This window comes from Hydrogenimonas cancrithermarum (genome assembly GCF_030296055.1).
Taxonomy (GTDB): domain Bacteria; phylum Campylobacterota; class Campylobacteria; order Campylobacterales; family Hydrogenimonadaceae; genus Hydrogenimonas; species Hydrogenimonas cancrithermarum.
In genome coordinates this window covers 607,742-625,564 of record NZ_AP027370.1, presented here as the reverse complement: position 1 = coordinate 625,564, position 17,823 = coordinate 607,742, and the positions used below count along the sequence as shown (strand labels likewise).

12 protein-coding genes and 1 pseudogene are annotated in these 17,823 nt (G+C 52.2%); 8 read left to right on the top strand and 5 right to left on the bottom strand.

The genetic code is table 11. The features are described 5' to 3' along the window. Positions 1 to 12 precede the first annotated feature (12 nt). The 6 genes from QUD54_RS03175 (at position 13) to ccsA (ending at position 11,061) form a co-directional block, all read left to right on the top strand. A complete protein-coding gene (locus QUD54_RS03175; RefSeq protein ID WP_286337516.1) occupies positions 13 to 756 on the top strand; it encodes a sulfite exporter TauE/SafE family protein in 744 nt (247 codons plus the stop codon). A 64-nt stretch (positions 757 to 820) separates the two neighbouring features. After that, positions 821 to 3,655 carry an excinuclease ABC subunit UvrA gene (gene uvrA / locus QUD54_RS03170; protein ID WP_406600569.1) on the top strand — a complete coding sequence of 945 codons (2,835 nt, stop codon included), beginning with the start codon at positions 821 to 823 and terminating at the stop codon, positions 3,653 to 3,655. Positions 3,656 to 3,809: 154 nt separating this feature from the next. Further along, entirely contained in the window at positions 3,810 to 4,220 is a 411-nt protein-coding gene (locus QUD54_RS03165; RefSeq protein WP_286337514.1) for a hypothetical protein, read from the top strand. A 74-nt stretch (positions 4,221 to 4,294) separates the two neighbouring features. After that, positions 4,295 to 5,113 carry an HDOD domain-containing protein gene (locus QUD54_RS03160; RefSeq protein ID WP_286337513.1) on the top strand — a complete coding sequence of 273 codons (819 nt, stop codon included), beginning with the start codon at positions 4,295 to 4,297 and terminating at the stop codon, positions 5,111 to 5,113. Continuing rightward, positions 5,094 to 7,799 carry a DNA polymerase I gene (gene polA, locus QUD54_RS03155; protein ID WP_286337512.1) on the top strand — a complete coding sequence of 902 codons (2,706 nt, stop codon included), beginning with the start codon at positions 5,094 to 5,096 and terminating at the stop codon, positions 7,797 to 7,799. The genes QUD54_RS03160 and polA overlap by 20 nt, the downstream gene beginning before the upstream one ends. 121 nt (positions 7,800 to 7,920) lie before the next feature. Continuing rightward, positions 7,921 to 11,061 carry a cytochrome c biogenesis protein gene (ccsA, locus tag QUD54_RS03150; RefSeq protein WP_286337511.1) on the top strand — a complete coding sequence of 1,047 codons (3,141 nt, stop codon included), beginning with the start codon at positions 7,921 to 7,923 and terminating at the stop codon, positions 11,059 to 11,061. Between the two features lie 76 nt (positions 11,062 to 11,137). Here ccsA and dnaJ read toward each other — a convergent pair whose 3' ends face one another. After that, a complete protein-coding gene (gene dnaJ, locus QUD54_RS03145; RefSeq protein ID WP_286337510.1) occupies positions 11,138 to 12,268 on the bottom strand; it encodes a molecular chaperone DnaJ in 1,131 nt (376 codons plus the stop codon). A 134-nt stretch (positions 12,269 to 12,402) separates the two neighbouring features. On the opposite strand from dnaJ, the gene QUD54_RS03140 reads away from it, so the two are divergent. Further along, positions 12,403 to 14,103 (top strand): nitrite/sulfite reductase, encoded by a 1,701-nt coding sequence (locus tag QUD54_RS03140; RefSeq protein WP_286337509.1) that lies wholly within the window; start codon positions 12,403 to 12,405, stop codon positions 14,101 to 14,103. Between the two features lie 76 nt (positions 14,104 to 14,179). Continuing rightward, entirely contained in the window at positions 14,180 to 14,377 is a 198-nt protein-coding gene (locus tag QUD54_RS03135) for a hypothetical protein (RefSeq protein ID WP_286337508.1), read from the top strand. Between the two features lie 49 nt (positions 14,378 to 14,426). Here QUD54_RS03135 and QUD54_RS12010 read toward each other — a convergent pair. From QUD54_RS12010 to QUD54_RS03115, 4 genes and pseudogenes are all read right to left on the bottom strand, one after another. Then, positions 14,427 to 14,627, bottom strand: a pseudogene (locus QUD54_RS12010) (hypothetical protein); the annotation flags it as partial. Positions 14,628 to 14,941: 314 nt separating this feature from the next. Continuing rightward, positions 14,942 to 16,141 (bottom strand): FtsX-like permease family protein, encoded by a 1,200-nt coding sequence (locus QUD54_RS03125; protein ID WP_286337506.1) that lies wholly within the window; start codon positions 16,139 to 16,141, stop codon positions 14,942 to 14,944. Then, complete coding sequence (locus QUD54_RS03120) at positions 16,142 to 17,041, bottom strand: efflux RND transporter periplasmic adaptor subunit (protein ID WP_286337505.1); 900 nt, start codon at positions 17,039 to 17,041, stop codon at positions 16,142 to 16,144. Then, the gene (locus QUD54_RS03115) at positions 17,038 to 17,769 is read right to left on the bottom strand and encodes an ABC transporter ATP-binding protein (protein WP_286337504.1); all 732 of its coding nucleotides are present in this window, start codon (positions 17,767 to 17,769) and stop codon (positions 17,038 to 17,040) included. Before QUD54_RS03115 ends, QUD54_RS03120 begins: the two co-directional genes overlap by 4 nt. Positions 17,770 to 17,823 lie beyond the last annotated feature (54 nt).

Sequence of the window (17,823 nt, the reverse complement as noted above, 5' to 3'; positions counted from 1 at the left end):
CAGAGGGTGCACATGGAGATTTTGCTTGTCATTGTAGGCGTTGTCATCGGGGGAATGTCCGGATTTTTCGGTATTGGCGGAGGTACGATGCTCGTACCGGCACTCATCATGCTTGGGTTCGACATCAAAACCGCCATCGGAATTTCGGTGATGCAGATGGTCTTCAGCTCACTTTATGGCTCCTGGCTCAACCACAAAAAGGGACATCTCAATCTCAAAGAGGGGCTCGTCCTTGGGCTCGGCGGTTTTGCAGGAGCGCTCGGAAGCGGATGGCTCGTCAAGACGGTTCCCGAAATCGTGCTCGAGGTCGCTTTCGTCGGTGTCGTGGGCTTTGCGCTCTACCGTTTCTTCAAAGCGCCGGCACATGTCGATGTCGAAGCCGGGCACGATCTCTCGCCTTCCATTCTCGTGAGTGTCGGTGCCGTGATAGGACTTTTCGCCATCTCGATGGGAATCGGCGGATCGATCCTTCTGACGCCGATACTGGTGGGGTTTTTACACTATCCGCTGAAAAAGGCGGTCTCTGCAGGCCTCTTTTTCGTCGTTTTTTCGTCGGTCTCCGGTTTCATCAGCCTCTCCATCGCCGGACAGATCGACTACTGGCACGGCTTTTTGATCGGTGTCGCATCTCTTTTCGGTGTGCAGGCGGGGATCTGGCTGGCCGGAAAGACCGGAAACAAGAAGCACAAGAACGCGCTGATCGTTCTCTATGTGATCATCCTCGTACTGATGATGAAGAAACTTCTTGGGCTTTGAGCCTTGACCTTAAACGAAACTTATGGTATACCGTACGCAAAAATGAATGCAGGAGCATGCGCCATTGGATAAGATAAAAATTTTCGGGGCGAGGGAGAACAACCTCAAATCAATCAATCTTGAGATACCGAAAAACAAACTGGTCGTCTTTACAGGCCTCAGCGGCAGCGGAAAGAGTACGCTGGCGTTCGATACCCTCTATGCCGAAGGGCAGCGTCGCTACATCGAGTCGCTTTCGTCGTACGCGAGACAGTTTCTGGACCGAGTCGGCAAGCCGGACGTCGACAAGATAGAGGGGCTGACACCCGCTATTGCGATCGATCAGAAGACCACCTCCAAAAACCCGCGCTCGACGGTGGGAACCATCACCGAAATCTACGACTACCTGCGTCTTCTTTTCGCCCGTGTGGGCAAGCAGTACTGCCATCTATGCGGCCGTCCCATTTCGCAGATGAGCGCAAGCGACATTATCGACCAGGTACTGAAACTCCCCGAAGGGGCGAAGCTGGTGATCATGGCACCGCTGGTGCGCGAAAAGAAGGGAACTTTCGCCGATCTCGTCGAGTCGCTTCGCCACAAGGGATACGTGCGTGCCCACATCGACGGTGTGATGGTTCGACTGGACGAGGATGTGGAACTTTCCAAAACCAAAAAACATACGATCAAAGCGGTGATCGACCGCGTGGCCGTCAAGGAGGGGTCCAAAGAGCGGATCGCACAGGACATAGAAAAAGCGCTGAACGAGAGCTACGGCGAAGTCGAGATCGAAGTGCTCAACCACGAGGAGATGGATACGCCGCCACTGATTCACTACAGTGAGCATCTGGCATGTTTTCACTGCAAAGTGAGTTTCGATCCCCTCGAGCCCCTGAGCTTTTCGTTCAACTCCCCCAAGGGAGCCTGTCCGACCTGTGACGGCCTGGGGCTTCGCTATACACTCGACCTGAGCCGTGTGATAGATCCGCATCTGAGCATCGGCGAAGGAGCCGTCAAGACGCTCTACGGTTTCAACAAGGGATACTATTTCGGGTTTCTCAAAGCCTTCTGCGAAACGGTCGGGATCGACATCGACACCCCTTACGAGGAGCTCGAGCCGCATCAGCAGAAGCAGATTCTCTACGGCACGCCGGACAAAGTGAAGTTCACCTGGAAACGCCACCGTCTCGAGCGGGTCTGGCCCGGCATCGTCAAAATCTCCTACGACATGCTCAAAGACGACAAGGAGTTTGGCGACTATATGACCGAGAAGGTGTGTGACAGCTGTGGCGGCCACCGTTTGAAGCCGGAATCGCTGGCCGTTCGTGTCGGTGGCAAGACGATCGCGGAGATCATCGACATGCCGATTGAAGCGTGTTACGACTTTTTCCACGAAGAAGCGAGTTTCGCCGACCTGAGCGAGCAGCAGCGGATGATCGCCGCACCGATTCTCAAAGAGATTCAAGAACGCCTCTTCTTTCTTTACGACGTCGGGCTCGGGTATCTGACGCTCGGACGGGATGCCAGGACCATCAGCGGCGGCGAGGCGCAGCGTATTCGCATCGCAAGCCAGATCGGAAGTGGACTGACGGGGGTGATGTATGTGCTGGACGAACCGAGTATCGGGCTACACGAGCGCGACACCCAGAAGCTCATCCGTACGCTCAAGTCGTTACAGCAGAAGGGCAACAGCGTTATCGTCGTCGAGCATGACAAGGAGACGATCGAAGCGGCCGACTTCATCGTCGACATCGGGCCTGGTGCCGGAAAATTCGGTGGGGAGATCATCTTCGCCGGGACGCTCGAAGCGCTGCGAAAAGCCGATACGCTGACGGCACAGTACCTGACCGGGCGCAAGAAGATCGAATATTTCCACCGCAGGCCCCAGAAGGAGTGGCTCGAGATCAAAAACGTAACGATCAACAATATCGAAAACCTCAAGGCGTCGATTCCGTTGCGCAACTTCGTCTGTATCACGGGTGTCAGCGGCAGCGGGAAGAGCTCTTTGATTCTGCAGACACTCCTGCCGACGGCCAAAGAGATTCTCAACCGTGCCAAGAAGGTGCACAAAGTCGATGGGGTGGAGATTGTGGGGCTCGAGAACCTCGACAAGGTGATCTACCTCGACCAGAGTCCCATTGGCCGTACGCCACGCTCCAATCCCGCCACCTATACCGGTGTGATGGATGAGATCCGTCAGCTCTTCGTCAAGACCAAAGAGGCCCAGATCCGCGGCTACAAGCCGGGACGTTTCAGCTTCAATGTCAAAGGGGGGCGCTGTGAGAAGTGCCAGGGGGAAGGGGAGATCAAGATCGAGATGCACTTTCTGCCCGACATCATGGTCAAATGCGACGCCTGCAAGGGCAAGCGCTACAATCCTCAGACGCTGGAGATCACCTACAAGGGAAAAAACATCGCCGACGTGCTGGCGATGAGCGTCGACGAGGCGCTTCATTTTTTCGAGCATATCCCGAAGATCTTCACCAAGCTCAAGACGCTGCAGGATGTCGGGCTCGGCTACATCACGCTGGGGCAAAACGCTGTAACGCTCTCGGGCGGAGAGGCACAGCGCATCAAGCTCGCCAAAGAGCTAAGCCGCCGCGATACGGGCAATACCCTCTACATTCTCGACGAACCGACGACGGGGCTGCACTTCGCCGATGTCGACCGCCTGACGAAGGTGCTGCACCATTTGACCGATCTCGGCAACAGTGTGCTGGTGATCGAACATAACCTCGATATGGTCAAAAATGCCGACTATATCATCGATATGGGACCAGAAGGGGGGAACAAAGGGGGTCGGATCGTTGCAACCGGAACACCGGAAGAGGTTGCGAAAAACCATAAAAAAAGCGGTAGTTATACCGGAGAGTTTCTCGCCAAGGAGCTTGGGCTTCGAGCCGGCTCGACGAAGCGATCGTGAAAATTCACTGGAGCGGCGAGGTTTTTTCCTCAAAGCATGGTTTTCGGGCGACAGTTTCAATGGCATCTTGGTTGTTTATGCTACAATAACAAGACAATACAGAATTTAAAATTTTCGGGTTCCGGGCCGGTCAACCCTTACGAAAGTGAAAGTTATGGCTGCAAAAAGAACGAAATTTTACAAATCGATGCCCAAATACAAAGAGCTGATGTATGAAAATCACGGAGATTTTCTGCATCAACAGCTCACGGTTGCCGATCTTGTCGGCGGTGATCCGAAATACGCCTATATCAAAGCCGCAATCTATTTTACCTTCGCACCCTATGTCACCGGGACGATCGTCATGCTTGCAATTACGGCGAAGGGGAGTTTGAGCGATCTTTTCACCGTGATCGCAAAAGGCGACGTGATCGGGTTTTTCATGATGTGGGCGATCGGTTACGAAGTACTCGCTTCGATGTTTCTTGCCTGGGCGATCTATGCCATTTTCTCCTTCAACCGTGAACAGGCCAAAAAGAAGGCCAAGCGCCGCTCACGTTCGGAAAGTGTCAAATTCGGCTCCTGAGGGGGAGGCGTTTAAACTCCGATTTGTTATACTGAACCACTTCCAAAAACATCCCAATTTTTTAAGGCAGATCTATGATGAATTCTCAATTGGTTCAACGGATAAGTTCGCTTCCTCCGCTTCCCCAGACGGTTGTGGAGATCGAAAAGGCCTATCTCGATCCCAATGTAAGCAGTAAAAAGATCGCCACGATCGTCGAAAAAGATCCGATGGTCGTCGCCGATCTGTTGAAACTTCTCAATTCTGCGTTTTACGGCCTACGCAAAGAGATCACCAGTGTAGAACAGGCGGTCTCTCTTCTGGGCATGCGGAGCGTCAAAGATCTCGTCATCAACCTTTCGGTACGGAATATGCTGCGTACCAATCTCGACCCCTATGGTATGAGCAGCGAAACGTTTGCGAAAATTTCGCAGTTCCAAAGCATGCTGGCGGAACGATGGATGACCCGGATCAATCCTTCCAAAGCGGAACGTATCAGACTCCTGGCGCTTTTGCAGGAGATCGGGAAGATCGTCATTTCCGACGAATTGCTCAGAGAAGGGGAAGATGCCCCATTCAAGGCCGAACTGGAAGCGGGTTGGGATATTCGCGAAATCGAAAGAAACTATATCGATGCGACGACTGCCGAAGTGAGTGCGGCGATGCTTCTGCATTGGGATTTCGATCCGTACTTCTCCGATCTTATCCGGTGGTCCGATATGCCGAACCAGGCCGATGGGGATGCGAAAGAGGACACGTGGGTATTGCGGATCGCATCGGAAGCTGTCAATGTACGGGATCCGCTGGGTGAGAAAAGCCGAAAGCGGGCTTTGAACCTGGCGCTCAAGGCGGGATTGCCCGAAGCGGAACTCGCTTCCATACTGAACGACTTGAATGAATGGTGGAACCGATAGCCGTATGAAGACACTGACCGTTATCGATACCTTTGGCTTCTTTTTCAGAAGCTTCTACGCCCTTCCTCCACTCAAAAACTCCGAAGGTTTTCCCACCGGCCTGTTGACCGGTTTCGCAAATCTGATCCACAATCTCGAAAAAGAGTACCCGACCGACTATCTGCTTTTCGCGCTCGATGCACCGGGCCCCAGTTTCCGTCAAAAGATCGACCCGAACTACAAAGCGCAGCGTCCCGAAGCGCCGCCTGAGCTGAAACAGCAGCTTCCCGTGGCGATCGAGTGGATCGAGAAAATGGGGCTGAGCAAACTGAGCCTGGAAGGTTACGAAGCGGATGACGTTATCGCTTCGATGGTCAAGTGTGCCAAAGAACAGGGGATCAGAGTGCGCATCGTAAGCCACGACAAAGATCTCTACCAGCTCATCGACGACGGGCGTGTCGTTCTCTTCGACCCGATAAAAAAAGTGGAGATCGACGAAGATGCCTGTGTGCAGAAATATGGAATCCATCCGAAACAGTTCACCGATTACCAGGCGCTGATCGGGGACAGTTCGGACAATGTACCGGGTGTACCGGGGATCGGTCCGAAAACAGCCGTCAAGCTGCTGACGCAGTTTGGCACGCTCGACGGGATCTACGACCATATCGATGAGGTGAAGCCGGATCGGATCAGAAATCTTCTGATCGAGCACAAAGCGGACGCCTACCGCAGCAGGGAGCTGGTGACGCTTCGGGACGACATTTTCGATAACTGCGATCTGACTGCGTTCAGAATGCCACCGAGCGATCCGCTGCTCAAGATCAGGGATGAACTAAAGCGGTATGAACTTCGCAATATTCTGCGGCGTCTCGGGAAAGAGACGGGGGAAACTTCGGCACCGGTGAAGAGGGAAAGGCAGAGCTTCGAGGCCGTTTTGATCGACGATGCCGGGAAGCTTTTCGAAATTCTGGAGGGGATCGACGACGAAACTCCCGTGGCGATCGATACCGAAACGGATGCGCTCGACACCAAAAGCGCCGCACTGGTCGGCTTCAGCTTCTGTTTCGACGAATCGAAAGCCTACTACGTTCCGATCGCACACAATTATCTCGGCGTCGGTCGGCAGATCGCACTGAGCGATGCGAAAAGAGCGTTCGAAATCCTCCTGAAAAAGCGTTTTTTCGGCCACAATATGAAGTTCGACCTGGGACTTGTGTATCAGGTTTTCGGATTCGATGAAGTGGAGCCGTTCGCCGACACGATGCTGCTGGCGTGGCTTGTCGATCCGGAAGGTGCCGTCGGACTCGATCGTCTGGCGCTGCGTTATTTCGACCACGACATGGTCGCATTCAAAGATACGGTTAAAAAGGGAGAGAACTTCAGCACCGTTCCGATCGAGTCGGCGACGGAATATGCAGCTGAAGATGCCTGGATGAGTTACAGGCTCTACTTCAAACTGACCGAAATGCTTCGACTCCAGGGAGCGGAACATCTGATCGAAGAGGCGCACAAAGTGGAGTATCCCTTCGTCAACCTTCTCATCTGCATGGAGCGGCACGGCATCGCGATCGACATCGCAAGGTTCGAAGAACTGAAAGAGGAGATATCCGAGCGTCTCGGGAGCCTGACGTCACAGATCTACCTTCTGGCGGGCCGCGAGTTCAACATCAACTCTCCCAAACAGCTGGGAGAGATTCTCTTCGCCCATCTTGGGCTTCCGGGCGGGAAAAAGACCAAATCCGGCGGTTACAGCACCAACGAGAAGGTCCTTGATACGCTCAAAGGGGAACACCCGATCATCGAGAAAATTCTCGACTATCGCGAACTTCACAAACTGATGAGCACCTACATCGATCCGCTGTTGAAACTGGGACGGAAAGATCCGAAACACCGGATCTACACTTCGTTCATCCAGACGGGTACGGCGACCGGGCGTCTGAGCAGCAAAAATCCGAATCTTCAGAACATTCCGGTGAAGACGGAAGAGGGCAGGCGCATTCGCGAGGGGTTTGTCGCCAGTGAGGGGTATCTGCTGGCAGGCATCGACTATTCGCAGATCGAACTCCGTTTTCTGGCGCACTTTTCCGGTGACCCGGTCTTGACGGAAGCGTTTCGGCAGAACAAAGATATCCATATGGAGACGGCGGTCAAACTTTTCGGGGCAGAAGAGGCGCAAGCGAAGCGAAATATCGCCAAAACGGTCAACTTCGGCCTGCTCTATGGAATGGGAAGCCGCAAACTGGCCCAGACGCTGGGTATTTCCACCAAGGAGGCCAAAGCGATCATCGAAAACTACTTCGCGTCGTTCCCGACCGTCAAGGCATATCTCGAATCGATCGAAGCGAAGGCGAAGGAGCAGGGGTATGTCGAAACCCTTCTGGGACGCCGGCGATATTTCGATTTCGAACATGCAAACGCCATGCAGCTGGCCGCCTATCTTCGCGAAGCGGGAAATACCGTTTTTCAGGGGAGTACAGCCGACCTGATCAAAATGGCAATGCTGAATATCCATCGGGTAATCAAAGAGGAATCGCTCGATGCCGCGATTCTGCTCCAGATTCATGATGAATTAATTTTCGAGATAAAATCGGATGATGCGGAAGCGTTGGCCGGCAGATTTTCCAAAATGATGGAGGAGACGGTAACCCTCGATGTGCCCTTGAAAACGAGTATCAACATCGGGTACCGTTGGAGTGAGCTGAAGTGAAACTTGTTTCGACAGTTTAAATACACACTTTACCCGACAACCTCTTCAATTACGCTACTATAACGGCATTATTAATGGATATCCCACGCTTTGAAGGGTGTCCAAATGCCGGAGTCCGCTTATGAAAAAACTCTCTGATTACATTCTCTCGATGCATAGCGCCATCGTAATGATGCTGATATTCGCCTTTTCGATCGGCACCGCTACCTTCATCGAAAACGATTATGGAACCCAAACGGCCAAAGCACTGGTTTATAACGCCCGATGGTTCGAGTTTCTTCTGCTTCTGCTCACGGTCAACCTTGTCTCCAATATCGTCCGCTACCGTATGTGGCGACCCGGCAAACGCCTTGTCTTTCTCTTTCATGCCGCCTTCATCGTCATACTGGTCGGTGCCGGAATTACCCGCTATTTCGGTTTCGAAGGGATTATGCATATCCGTGAAGGTGCGGCAAGCAACGAAATCATAAGTGACCGGACCTACCTCCAGATCGATGCGGCCAAAGAGGGAAAACACCTCGTTTACGCCAAACCGGTACTCTTTTCGAAAATCGGAAGCAACCGGATGCTTCAGGATATACGGCTCGACAAAGAGACATTGACGCTCGAAGTGCTGCGATACATTCCCAACGCGGCTGAAAAGATTGTCGTGGACGAGAAGGGCGGCCCGGTCATTTCCATGATGATCGCATCGGGAGAGAAGCCGCAGCAGGTGATACTCAAGGCGGGAGAGAGCTATGAGACTCCGGCGTTCGTCATCGCCTTCGAAGCGGCTGTTCAGAGCGACAAGCCCGTTATCGAAATTCGAATGGAAAAGGGAGAACTCAAAGCCAAACTCCCCTTCGCACTGCAGTATCTGAAGATGAGTGACCGAAGTTCCGGCATGGTGAGCCAGGGAGAACATGAACTGCAGACCCGCCATCTCTACAGCGGTTCCGGTGTCAATTTTGTCATCAAAGAGGCGCTTCCGCACGCAAAAGTGATTATCGCCAGCAGTGAAGCCAAGGCGGGCGCTCCGATGATGCGCAGTTCGCTCGATGCGGTGGAGTTGAAACTGAAGCTCGGCAAAGATTCAAAAATCGTGACCGTTTACGGCAGCAAAGGCCAACCGGGAGAAGAGGTGCACGTTTCGCTCGATGGATGGGATATCGCCGTCAGTTACGGTTCCAGAATCATCAAACTCCCTTTTTCCCTCAAACTGGTCGATTTTCAGCTCGAACGCTATCCCGGTTCGATGAGCCCCTCCTCGTATGCGAGCGAAGTGGTTGTCGTCGATCCGGAAAAAAAGGTCGAGATGCCGTTTAGAATCTATATGAACCATGTCCTCGACTATCGCGGTTATCGATTTTTCCAGTCCTCTTACGACATGGACGAAAAAGGAACCATCTTGTCCGTCAATCACGATCCCGGCACCTGGCCGACCTATCTTGGCTATCTGATGCTCGCAATCGGTATGTTCGGTTCGATGCTCACCTATTCGAGCCGATTCCAGACGCTTATGCGCCGGGCTCGCGACCTTCAGAAACTTGCCAGAAAATGTGCCCCGCTTTTCGCGGTGTTTGCCTTTGGATGGATGCTTCCGACACCGATGCATGCCGATGAAACCGCCCAGAAGTACAATCTTCCGGTTATTCAAAAAGCGCACGCCGAGCAATTCGGCGGCTTGCTCGTACAGGACAATGGGGGACGTATCGAACCGATCGATACACTGGCGCGTGAAGTGCTGCGCAAGGTGACGCGCAAAGAGGAGCGTTTCGGTCTGGATGCGGACCAGATATTCCTGGGAATGATTATCCGCCCGGAACAGTGGCAGAAAGTTCCTATGGTCAAGATTTCGCTTCCGGGGATTAACAAGATTCTCGGTATCGATTCGAAAGCCAAATATGCCGCATTCGATGATTTTTTCGATTTTTCGAAAAAGGAGAGTTACAAGCTCGGGAAAATGGTTGAAGAGATCACGCGTAAGCGGCCGGCAGAGCGTAGTACGCTCGACAAGGAGATCCTGAAAGTGGATGAGCGGGTCAATGTCATGTATATGACTTTTACCGGATCGCTTTTGAGAATTTTTCCAAACCCCAAAGACAAGACAGGCCGTTGGTACGCTCCGCTCGATGCGATCAAGCACTTCGACGAGAAGAGTGGCCAGTTCGTTCAGGCGATTCTGGCGAGCTATTTCAGCAATATCGACAGCGCATTGAAGGACGGCGACTGGAAGAAAGCGGACAAAGCACTCGAGGTGATCAAACAGTATCAGCAGTTTTACGGTGCGGCGATAATCCCCACGGAAGGACGGATCGAAGCGGAACTCTGGATGAACAAAAACAAGCCGTTCCAGAAGCTCATACCTCTTTATCTCGGTATCGGCTTCATACTTCTGATGCTTTCGATCTACCACATCATCAAGCCGAAATTCAACCTCAAATGGCCGGTGCGCATTGCGATGGCGCTGCTGATTTTCGGATTTTTCGTGCATACGTTCGGATTGGGACTGCGATGGTATATCTCCGGCCATGCCCCATGGAGCAACGGATATGAGTCGATGCTCTACATCGCATGGGCGACACTGCTGGCCGGGTTTATCTTCTCCAAAAAGTCACCGATTACGTTGGCTGCGACGGGAATCCTTTCCGGTCTCATCCTTTTTGTCGCACATCTGAACTGGCTCGACCCGGAGATCACCAACCTCGTGCCTGTGCTCAAATCCTACTGGCTGATGATCCATGTATCGCTGATTACCGCCAGTTACGGCTTTTTGGGCCTTGGTGCCCTTCTGGCTTTCATTACGCTCTGGCTCTATATCATCAAGCACGGCGAAAACCGTGCCGACATCGAATACTCGATTCGTGAACTGACCCATATCAACGAAATGAGCCTTATCTTCGGCCTCGCCTTGCTGACGGTCGGTAACTTCCTGGGTGGGGTCTGGGCGAACGAAAGCTGGGGGCGCTACTGGGGATGGGATCCGAAAGAGACATGGGCCCTCGTGACGATTCTTGTCTACGCCGTCGTTATCCATATCCGCTTCGTCAAGTCGATGCGCGGCGTCTTCGCTTTCAATGTCGCATCTTTGCTGGCATTCAGCTCTGTCGTCATGACCTACTTCGGCGTCAACTACTATCTCTCGGGAATGCACTCTTACGCCAAAGGCGACCCGGTGCCGATCCCGACGTTTGTCTATTATGTGATTGGTGTGGTGGTCGTTACGATCGTGCTGGCGTACCGAAAACGTGAACTGCTGCCGCTGAACAAAGCGAACAAATAGAATCGTGAAGGACCGGAGGAGTGGGTTCCGGTCCGATGAGAATGAAGCTTCCATCCCAGGCGGAATGGAAAAAAATCTACTTTTTAAACCATCCCTTGATTTTCTCGAAAGCCGACTCGAAGATACTCTCATGGGGCTTTGACTCGATGCCGAAACTCTCTTGCAGCTCTTTGAGAAGCTCTTTTTGCTTCTCGTTCAGAGATTTCGGATAGACGATTGTAATTTGCGCGATCAGGTTGCCAAGCTGGCCGCTGTGGACGTTTCTCACACCTTCGCCGCGGAAGATGAACTGCTGCTTGTCCTTGGCGCCCTGAGGGAGTTTGAGCTCTTTTTTGCCCCGAAGTGTCGGGATTTCGATCGTTTCGCCCAGTACCGCCTGGGTAAAGAAGACCGGCACTTCGAGGTAGATGTCGTCGCCATGGCGGATGAAGTGTTCATCCTCTTCGACGTAGAACGTGATGTAGAGGTCGCCGCGGCGGCCGTCGGCGCTCACGTTGCCGGCATGGGGTACGCGAAGGCGGTTGCCGTCGTCGACCCCCTCGGGAATTTCGACGGTGATCGTCGTTTCGACCTCTTCGTAGCCGCGTCCGGCGCATTTTGGGCACTTCTCCTTGATGCTCTGGCCGCTGCCGTGGCACTGCGGGCAGGTTTGTGCGAAGGTCATGAAACCCTGTCGCATATAGACCTGGCCCTGCCCGTTGCAGTATTCGCAGGTGCTGACGGCACCATCTTTGGCTCCGGTTCCTTTGCAGGGTTCGCATGGCTTTTTATAGCGGTATCGGAGCTCTTTTTTTGCACCGAAGACGGCCTCTTTGAAACTGATCTCCATTTGGGCCGAGAGGTCGAGGTTGTACTTCTCTCCCGAGCCTCGTGAGGCGCGGCGGCCGGTAAACCCGCCGCCGAAGACCGATTCGAAGATGGCGCTCAGGTCGTCCATGATATCTTCGTAGCTCTGTCCTTCGAAGCCGTGGAACCCCTGGCCTTCGAGTCCGGCTTTGCCGTAACGGTCGTAGACGGCGCGTTTCTCTTCGTCGCTGAGAACTTGGTAGGCTTCGTTGACGAGTTTGAACTTCTCTTCGGCCTCTTTGTCGTCCGGATTGCGGTCCGGATGGTATTTGAGTGCCATTTTTCGGTAAGCTTTCTTTATCTCGTCCTGCGACGATGTGCGTTCGATTTCGAGTATTTCGTAGTAATCCAGTTCAGCCAAAAAATTCTCCTGATATTTCTGAAATGAAGATGTGGAAGTATCTGTTTTATGCGCGCGATTTTAACATAATTTGGAGTAAATTAAAAATCTTTTCAGCCAGATGGCGGTTTAGGTGAAGTATAATCGGAGAGAATATGAAAGAACAGAAAATCAACAAAATCGAAAAACTGAAACGACAGATGAAGCCGGCCGACTTTTTTGAAAAACTTCCGTTCATCCATGCGGAAGCGCTGGATGAAGCCGATCGCTTCTATCTGAAGAATTTCGGTATCTACAACCACAAACTGGCACCGGAGACTTTCACCCTCCGTATCCGCATTCCGGCGGGACGAATCGCCACGGCGGCCCTGAAAGGTGTGCGGGACCTGGCTTGCACTGCCGGCGGAAAGATCATCGTGACCTCGCGGGCGCAGCTGGAGGTACACGGTCTCGACTTTCCGTCGGCTCTGCGGATGTCGCACCGGATCGAGAGCTTCGGCCTCACATCGTGGCAGACCTACAGCGACAATTTCCGAAACATCGTCACCGACCCTCTCGATGGGCTGGAGGCGGCGAATCTCGTGGAGGTCTACGACCTCGTGCTCGCCATGCAGCGATACTTTTTGAAAAATCCCGACTACGTGGGGATGATTCCCCGGAAATTCAACGTCGCGATCAGCGGTACGAAAAAGCAGCGCACCTCCTTTTTCGGGAACGACCTCTATTTCGCGTTGGCGAGAAAAGATGGCAGAGTAGGGTTCAACCTCTACGCGGGCGGTAAAAACTCGGAAACGGCACGCTCACTCGATATTTTCGCCGAAGCTTCACAAGTGCCGGTACTTTTTAGGGCGGTGGCGGAGGTCTACCGGGAGGAGGGCCCCAGGGCGAGCCGCTCGAAAGCGCGGTTGTTTCATATGATCGAAGCCGTCGGCATCGACGGGTTGAGGGCGAAGATCGCCGAACGTCTTGGCAAAACGCTGCCGTCGGCCGGAGAATTGCTTATTGAAAAAGCCCCGTTAGAAACGCGTACGGCGCTGAAAAACGGGACCTTCGCCCACCGGTACACGACCCGTTTCGGTGAGCTCTCTTTCGATCAGTTCGACGAGATACTGCATCTGTGTGGAACGTACGGGGTGAAAGAACTTCGTATAGGCTGTGACCAGAATTTCTACATTCCCGGTTTGCCGGAAAAGGTGGCGTTTGCGAAGAGTACGGAGCGCTATGGCGGTATCGTCGCCTGTGCCGGTTCGAAATACTGCGTCTACTCTCTGATGGATACAAAAAAAGAGAGTGACACGCTCGCTCTGGAAAAGTGCCGAAGGCTCGGTATCTCTCTCGGCTTCAGCGGGTGCCTGAAAGGGTGCGCCCGCCACGCTTTCAGCGATATCGGCCTCGTCGGCATCCGGACCAAGCTTTTCGCCGAAGAGGTGGAGCGTGGCGTGCGCCTCTACCTCGGTTCGGAGTACACTCACGGTAAAAGAGCGGCACGGCTCATACTCTATTCGGTTCCGATGCGCCACCTGAACGCGATGATCGACCTGATCGCCGACCTCTTCGCCCAAAGCGGCTACAGGGACTTCGAGGATTTCTCGAAAGAGATCCTGAACCGCTACAGCGAACCCGCACTCGCCTTCTGGCTACTGCTGAACCACTACCGCCGTCATGTGCTGAAAGAGAACGACCTCCTGCTTCCGGAAGGTATGGAACACGAGGATGAAAAAAGCTATTTTATCGGCCGCCTTCTGGCATCGGGTACGGCACACGACCGAAGCATCGTCGAATACCTACAATGCCAGGAAGCCTTTCCCTTCAGGGAAGCGATCATCTACTTGGAGCGCAGTTGTTTCAAAATCTGATATGAGCTCACTTTCTCTCGGGTTTTGTTGAAACGTTGCGATGTACAACCAGTTCAACTGCGTCCGGGCGGGCATAATGTCCTGTGACATCGAGGTTCCACTTGGTGGCACGAAGTTTGTGCAGGTCGATCTCGGCGAGAAGTGTCGCCATATCGTCCGCTCCGGTGCGGTTGGGATGAGCTTTTGGTGCCGGCCGAACAGGCGCCCATCGGAATCGATGAAGAGCAACGTATCGTGGATACTTCCGCCGCCCGTGTCCGCATTTTTTCGTTGATGCCTATCACTACATAGATCCCGGCATCTTTGGCGGCTTTGCAAAGGCGGTCTGTTTGCGGACTGCCTACGATCACGGATTGTTCCAGCAATCTTGCATAAAGTTCCTGCTGAAATGCGATCTTACCGGGGGAGAGATGCCAGATCCAGTCGGGATAGCCGGGAACGAATACTTCGGGGAAGAGAGCCAGATGCGCACCTTTCTTTGCCGCCTTTTGCCAATTAGATGTCAGAAGTTGGAAAAAGTACAAACCGGTGCTTTCGTTGAATGGATTTACGCCCCCACGCTAGAGGAGAAGTGTAAAAACAATATGCTCAAAGGTCATGAAAATATTCATTCCACAGCCCCGGTGAATTCGCAAAAAAGCAAAGGAAAAAAACAAACCATCCAGCCAACTTTTGAGTTTTGATCTTTTCGAAATTTGCACTTTGACCTGGTTGTCGAAATCAATAAATCTAATCTGCTCTCTATTGTGTCGACACCACAACGATCTATACGCTTTCGTCCAAAAACATGATGAGTTTTTCTCTCTTACAAAACTGTGTTTCAAATTTTCAACATACATTATCTGCCAGAAAACACGATACCCGGGTCCAGTTTCAATACGGGCCGGATACTCAGGATTGCCGCAGTGAAGCTGACAGTCAAGACACCTAAAACTCCAATGATGGGCGCCCACAACATTAGACGAAATGGATAATCGATTCCTGCCAGTTTCATCGCCATATCGGTAAACGCACAAGCACCTATCCCTATCGCAGCACCCAGCAAGGCCACAACTGCTGCCTGGACAAACACCATTTCCAGGAGTGTTTCATCCGAAGTGCCAAGAGCGGTCAGCACTGCATATTGCCGGATATTTTCAATTGTAAACATGTAGAGCATGATACCTGTGACACCGAAACCCACCACCATAGCCAAAATCAACATGGCCGTCATGTCTCCCACATCTTCCGAATTCACCAAATACCACCGGAGTGTATCGATTTTGAAATCCTCACTGCTTCGGGCACGCAGCCCCGTTTCCTTTTCAATTCGCCTGGCCAACACTCGGGGAGGGAGATCTTTGGATACTGAGACGAGAATAAAAGTTATGATACGGCTTTCACCCGGGAAAATTAGTTTGAGGTTTGAAAGCGTTGTATACAAAAGCGGCCTGGGAGGAAAACGAGGAATCGTTTTTGACAGGCCGGTGACAACAATCCGATGATCGTTAACAAGCAGCTCATCCCTCGGTTGCAGAGGGCGCATAGGCACTCCCAGGTGGACACCGTCATACGGCCATTGATCCTTTTTAAACCGCGGCGTAAGCAATTTGCCTTCCGTGCCTCCCGGATCGACGGAAACCGCATCGGGTATGTGCAGCAACGAAACGGGTGTGTTATCCAAAAATTTGGGCACCCCGACCAAAGTTGCATCGTCAACCCCGATAAACTGAAAGCGCTGGAAATGACCGTTTGGAAAACGGACTTCCGCATCCTTGATTGCCAGCGGGACAGCATAATTGACGCCGGCAACACTCTTGACGCGATCCAGTGTGGAATCGCTCAGATTGATCGTCATCTCCGTAGAACGGACGGCAGGATCCATCACCCAGACATTTGCGGTAGGATTTTCGGAGATCAGCGCAAACCCGCGAGTCATGAAGCCCGCAAAGTATGACAGGGCAAAACTGACCAGAAATGCGGTAAAAGAGATGCCAAAAAGCAATCCGTAAAACTTGGCTCTATCCGCCAAAAGCATCTGAATCGCAATCCGAAACATTCAGCTATTCCCTGCCGTTTCGATAAATACGTCCAGCGTTTGACCCGGGTAGATGGGAAAATCCGGATGTTCGAAACGATAGATGACCTGCAAAACCCGTGTGTCTGTCCGCTCCGTCGGCCTTTCCTGAATAATGGACTTGGGAACTATTAATGGTTCAGTGTAGAGGTATTTCAGCGTAAGTTTCATGTCCGGATGGCCACGAACAAAGGCTACGGCTTTGGCCTTTGCTTTGATGCGCCATGCCTCATACTCATCGACTTCAACGCGTAGATGAAGATCACGGCTTCCTAGTATCAGTAGCGGCGGAATACCGCCAGAGGCTTGCATGTAGGTTCCCTCCCGCATTCTGCACTGAAGCACTCTCCCTTTAATGGGCGACATGACTGTATAAAGAGCAATCTCATCTTTTAATACCTTCAAATTTGCCTTTGCCTTTTTCCAAAGATCCATGGCGTGACGATAGTTGTTTCGTGAGATTTCATAATCTTTTTGGCTGATAGTACCCGGGGCCTCTCGATAGAGTTTTTCATCGATTTCAAAAATATCACGATATTTTTTCATTTCACTTTTGGCCGCGGTTACCTCGGATTCCAGAAGAGGAAGTTTTGCTCTTAATTTTCTATCATCAAGTTTAAAAAGTGGTTCTCCACGCCTCACCAAACTGCCTGGTTTGACATAGAGCTTTTCCACGATACCCGATACTGGCGAACCGACAGAAATATTGGTAGAAGATGCTTCAACGATACCGGTCCCAGCCACAAACGAAGCAAAGGGTGGATGCCAGGTCGGGATAGGCTTGCTTCGACCGCGCAAAGGGGCGGAATCTTTATAGACAAGCAATCCGGTGAATACCAGTCCCAACATAGCGATTGCGACAATCAGATAAAGACGCTTCATGAAAAATCTCTGCTTTTGATTATTTCAATATCCATGATTCTTCCATCATCCATGTGGGCGATCCGGTCCGCATAGTTGTATATTCGGTTATCGTGCGTCACGACAAGCAGTGTAGTGCCGTGCGTCCGGGCCAAACCCTGCAGGAGTTCCATGATTTTCTGTCCGGTTACATGGTCGAGGTTGCTTGTCGGTTCGTCACATACGACAAGTCGAGGATTATGGATCAGCGCTCTGGCGACGGCAACGCGTTGTTTTTCTCCACCACTCATCTGCGATGGCAGAGCATTGTGGCGGACACTCAAGCCTACATCTCTCAACGTTTCGGCCGCCAATCTCATCGCTTTTTTCCGTTCCACACCTTTGATGAGCAGTGGAAGGGCCGCATTTTCCTGTGCGGTCAATGCGGGAAGCAGATTGAAAGCCTGGAAAACAAAACCGATCGTTTGCCGCCGGTAAAGGATTTTCTGTTCTTTGGAAAAGTGAAATACGTCCCGTCCAAACACTCTGCAGGTGCCGCTGTCTGGCTCCAATAATGTGGAAATGATGGAGACGAATGTCGTCTTTCCGCATCCGGAAGGCCCTGCGATTATCATCATTTCACCTTTTCTGATGTCCAGGTCGACCCCTCTCAATGCATGGACTTTTGCACTACCCTTACCATATGTTTTCGTGATATTCCTGCAGTGGACGGCAAAGCCTGCAACACTGGCATCTTTTCCAGTAATCATAATGCGATTATCTCGGACATAAATGAGATATCTATGAAAAAGAGATGAAAAAAT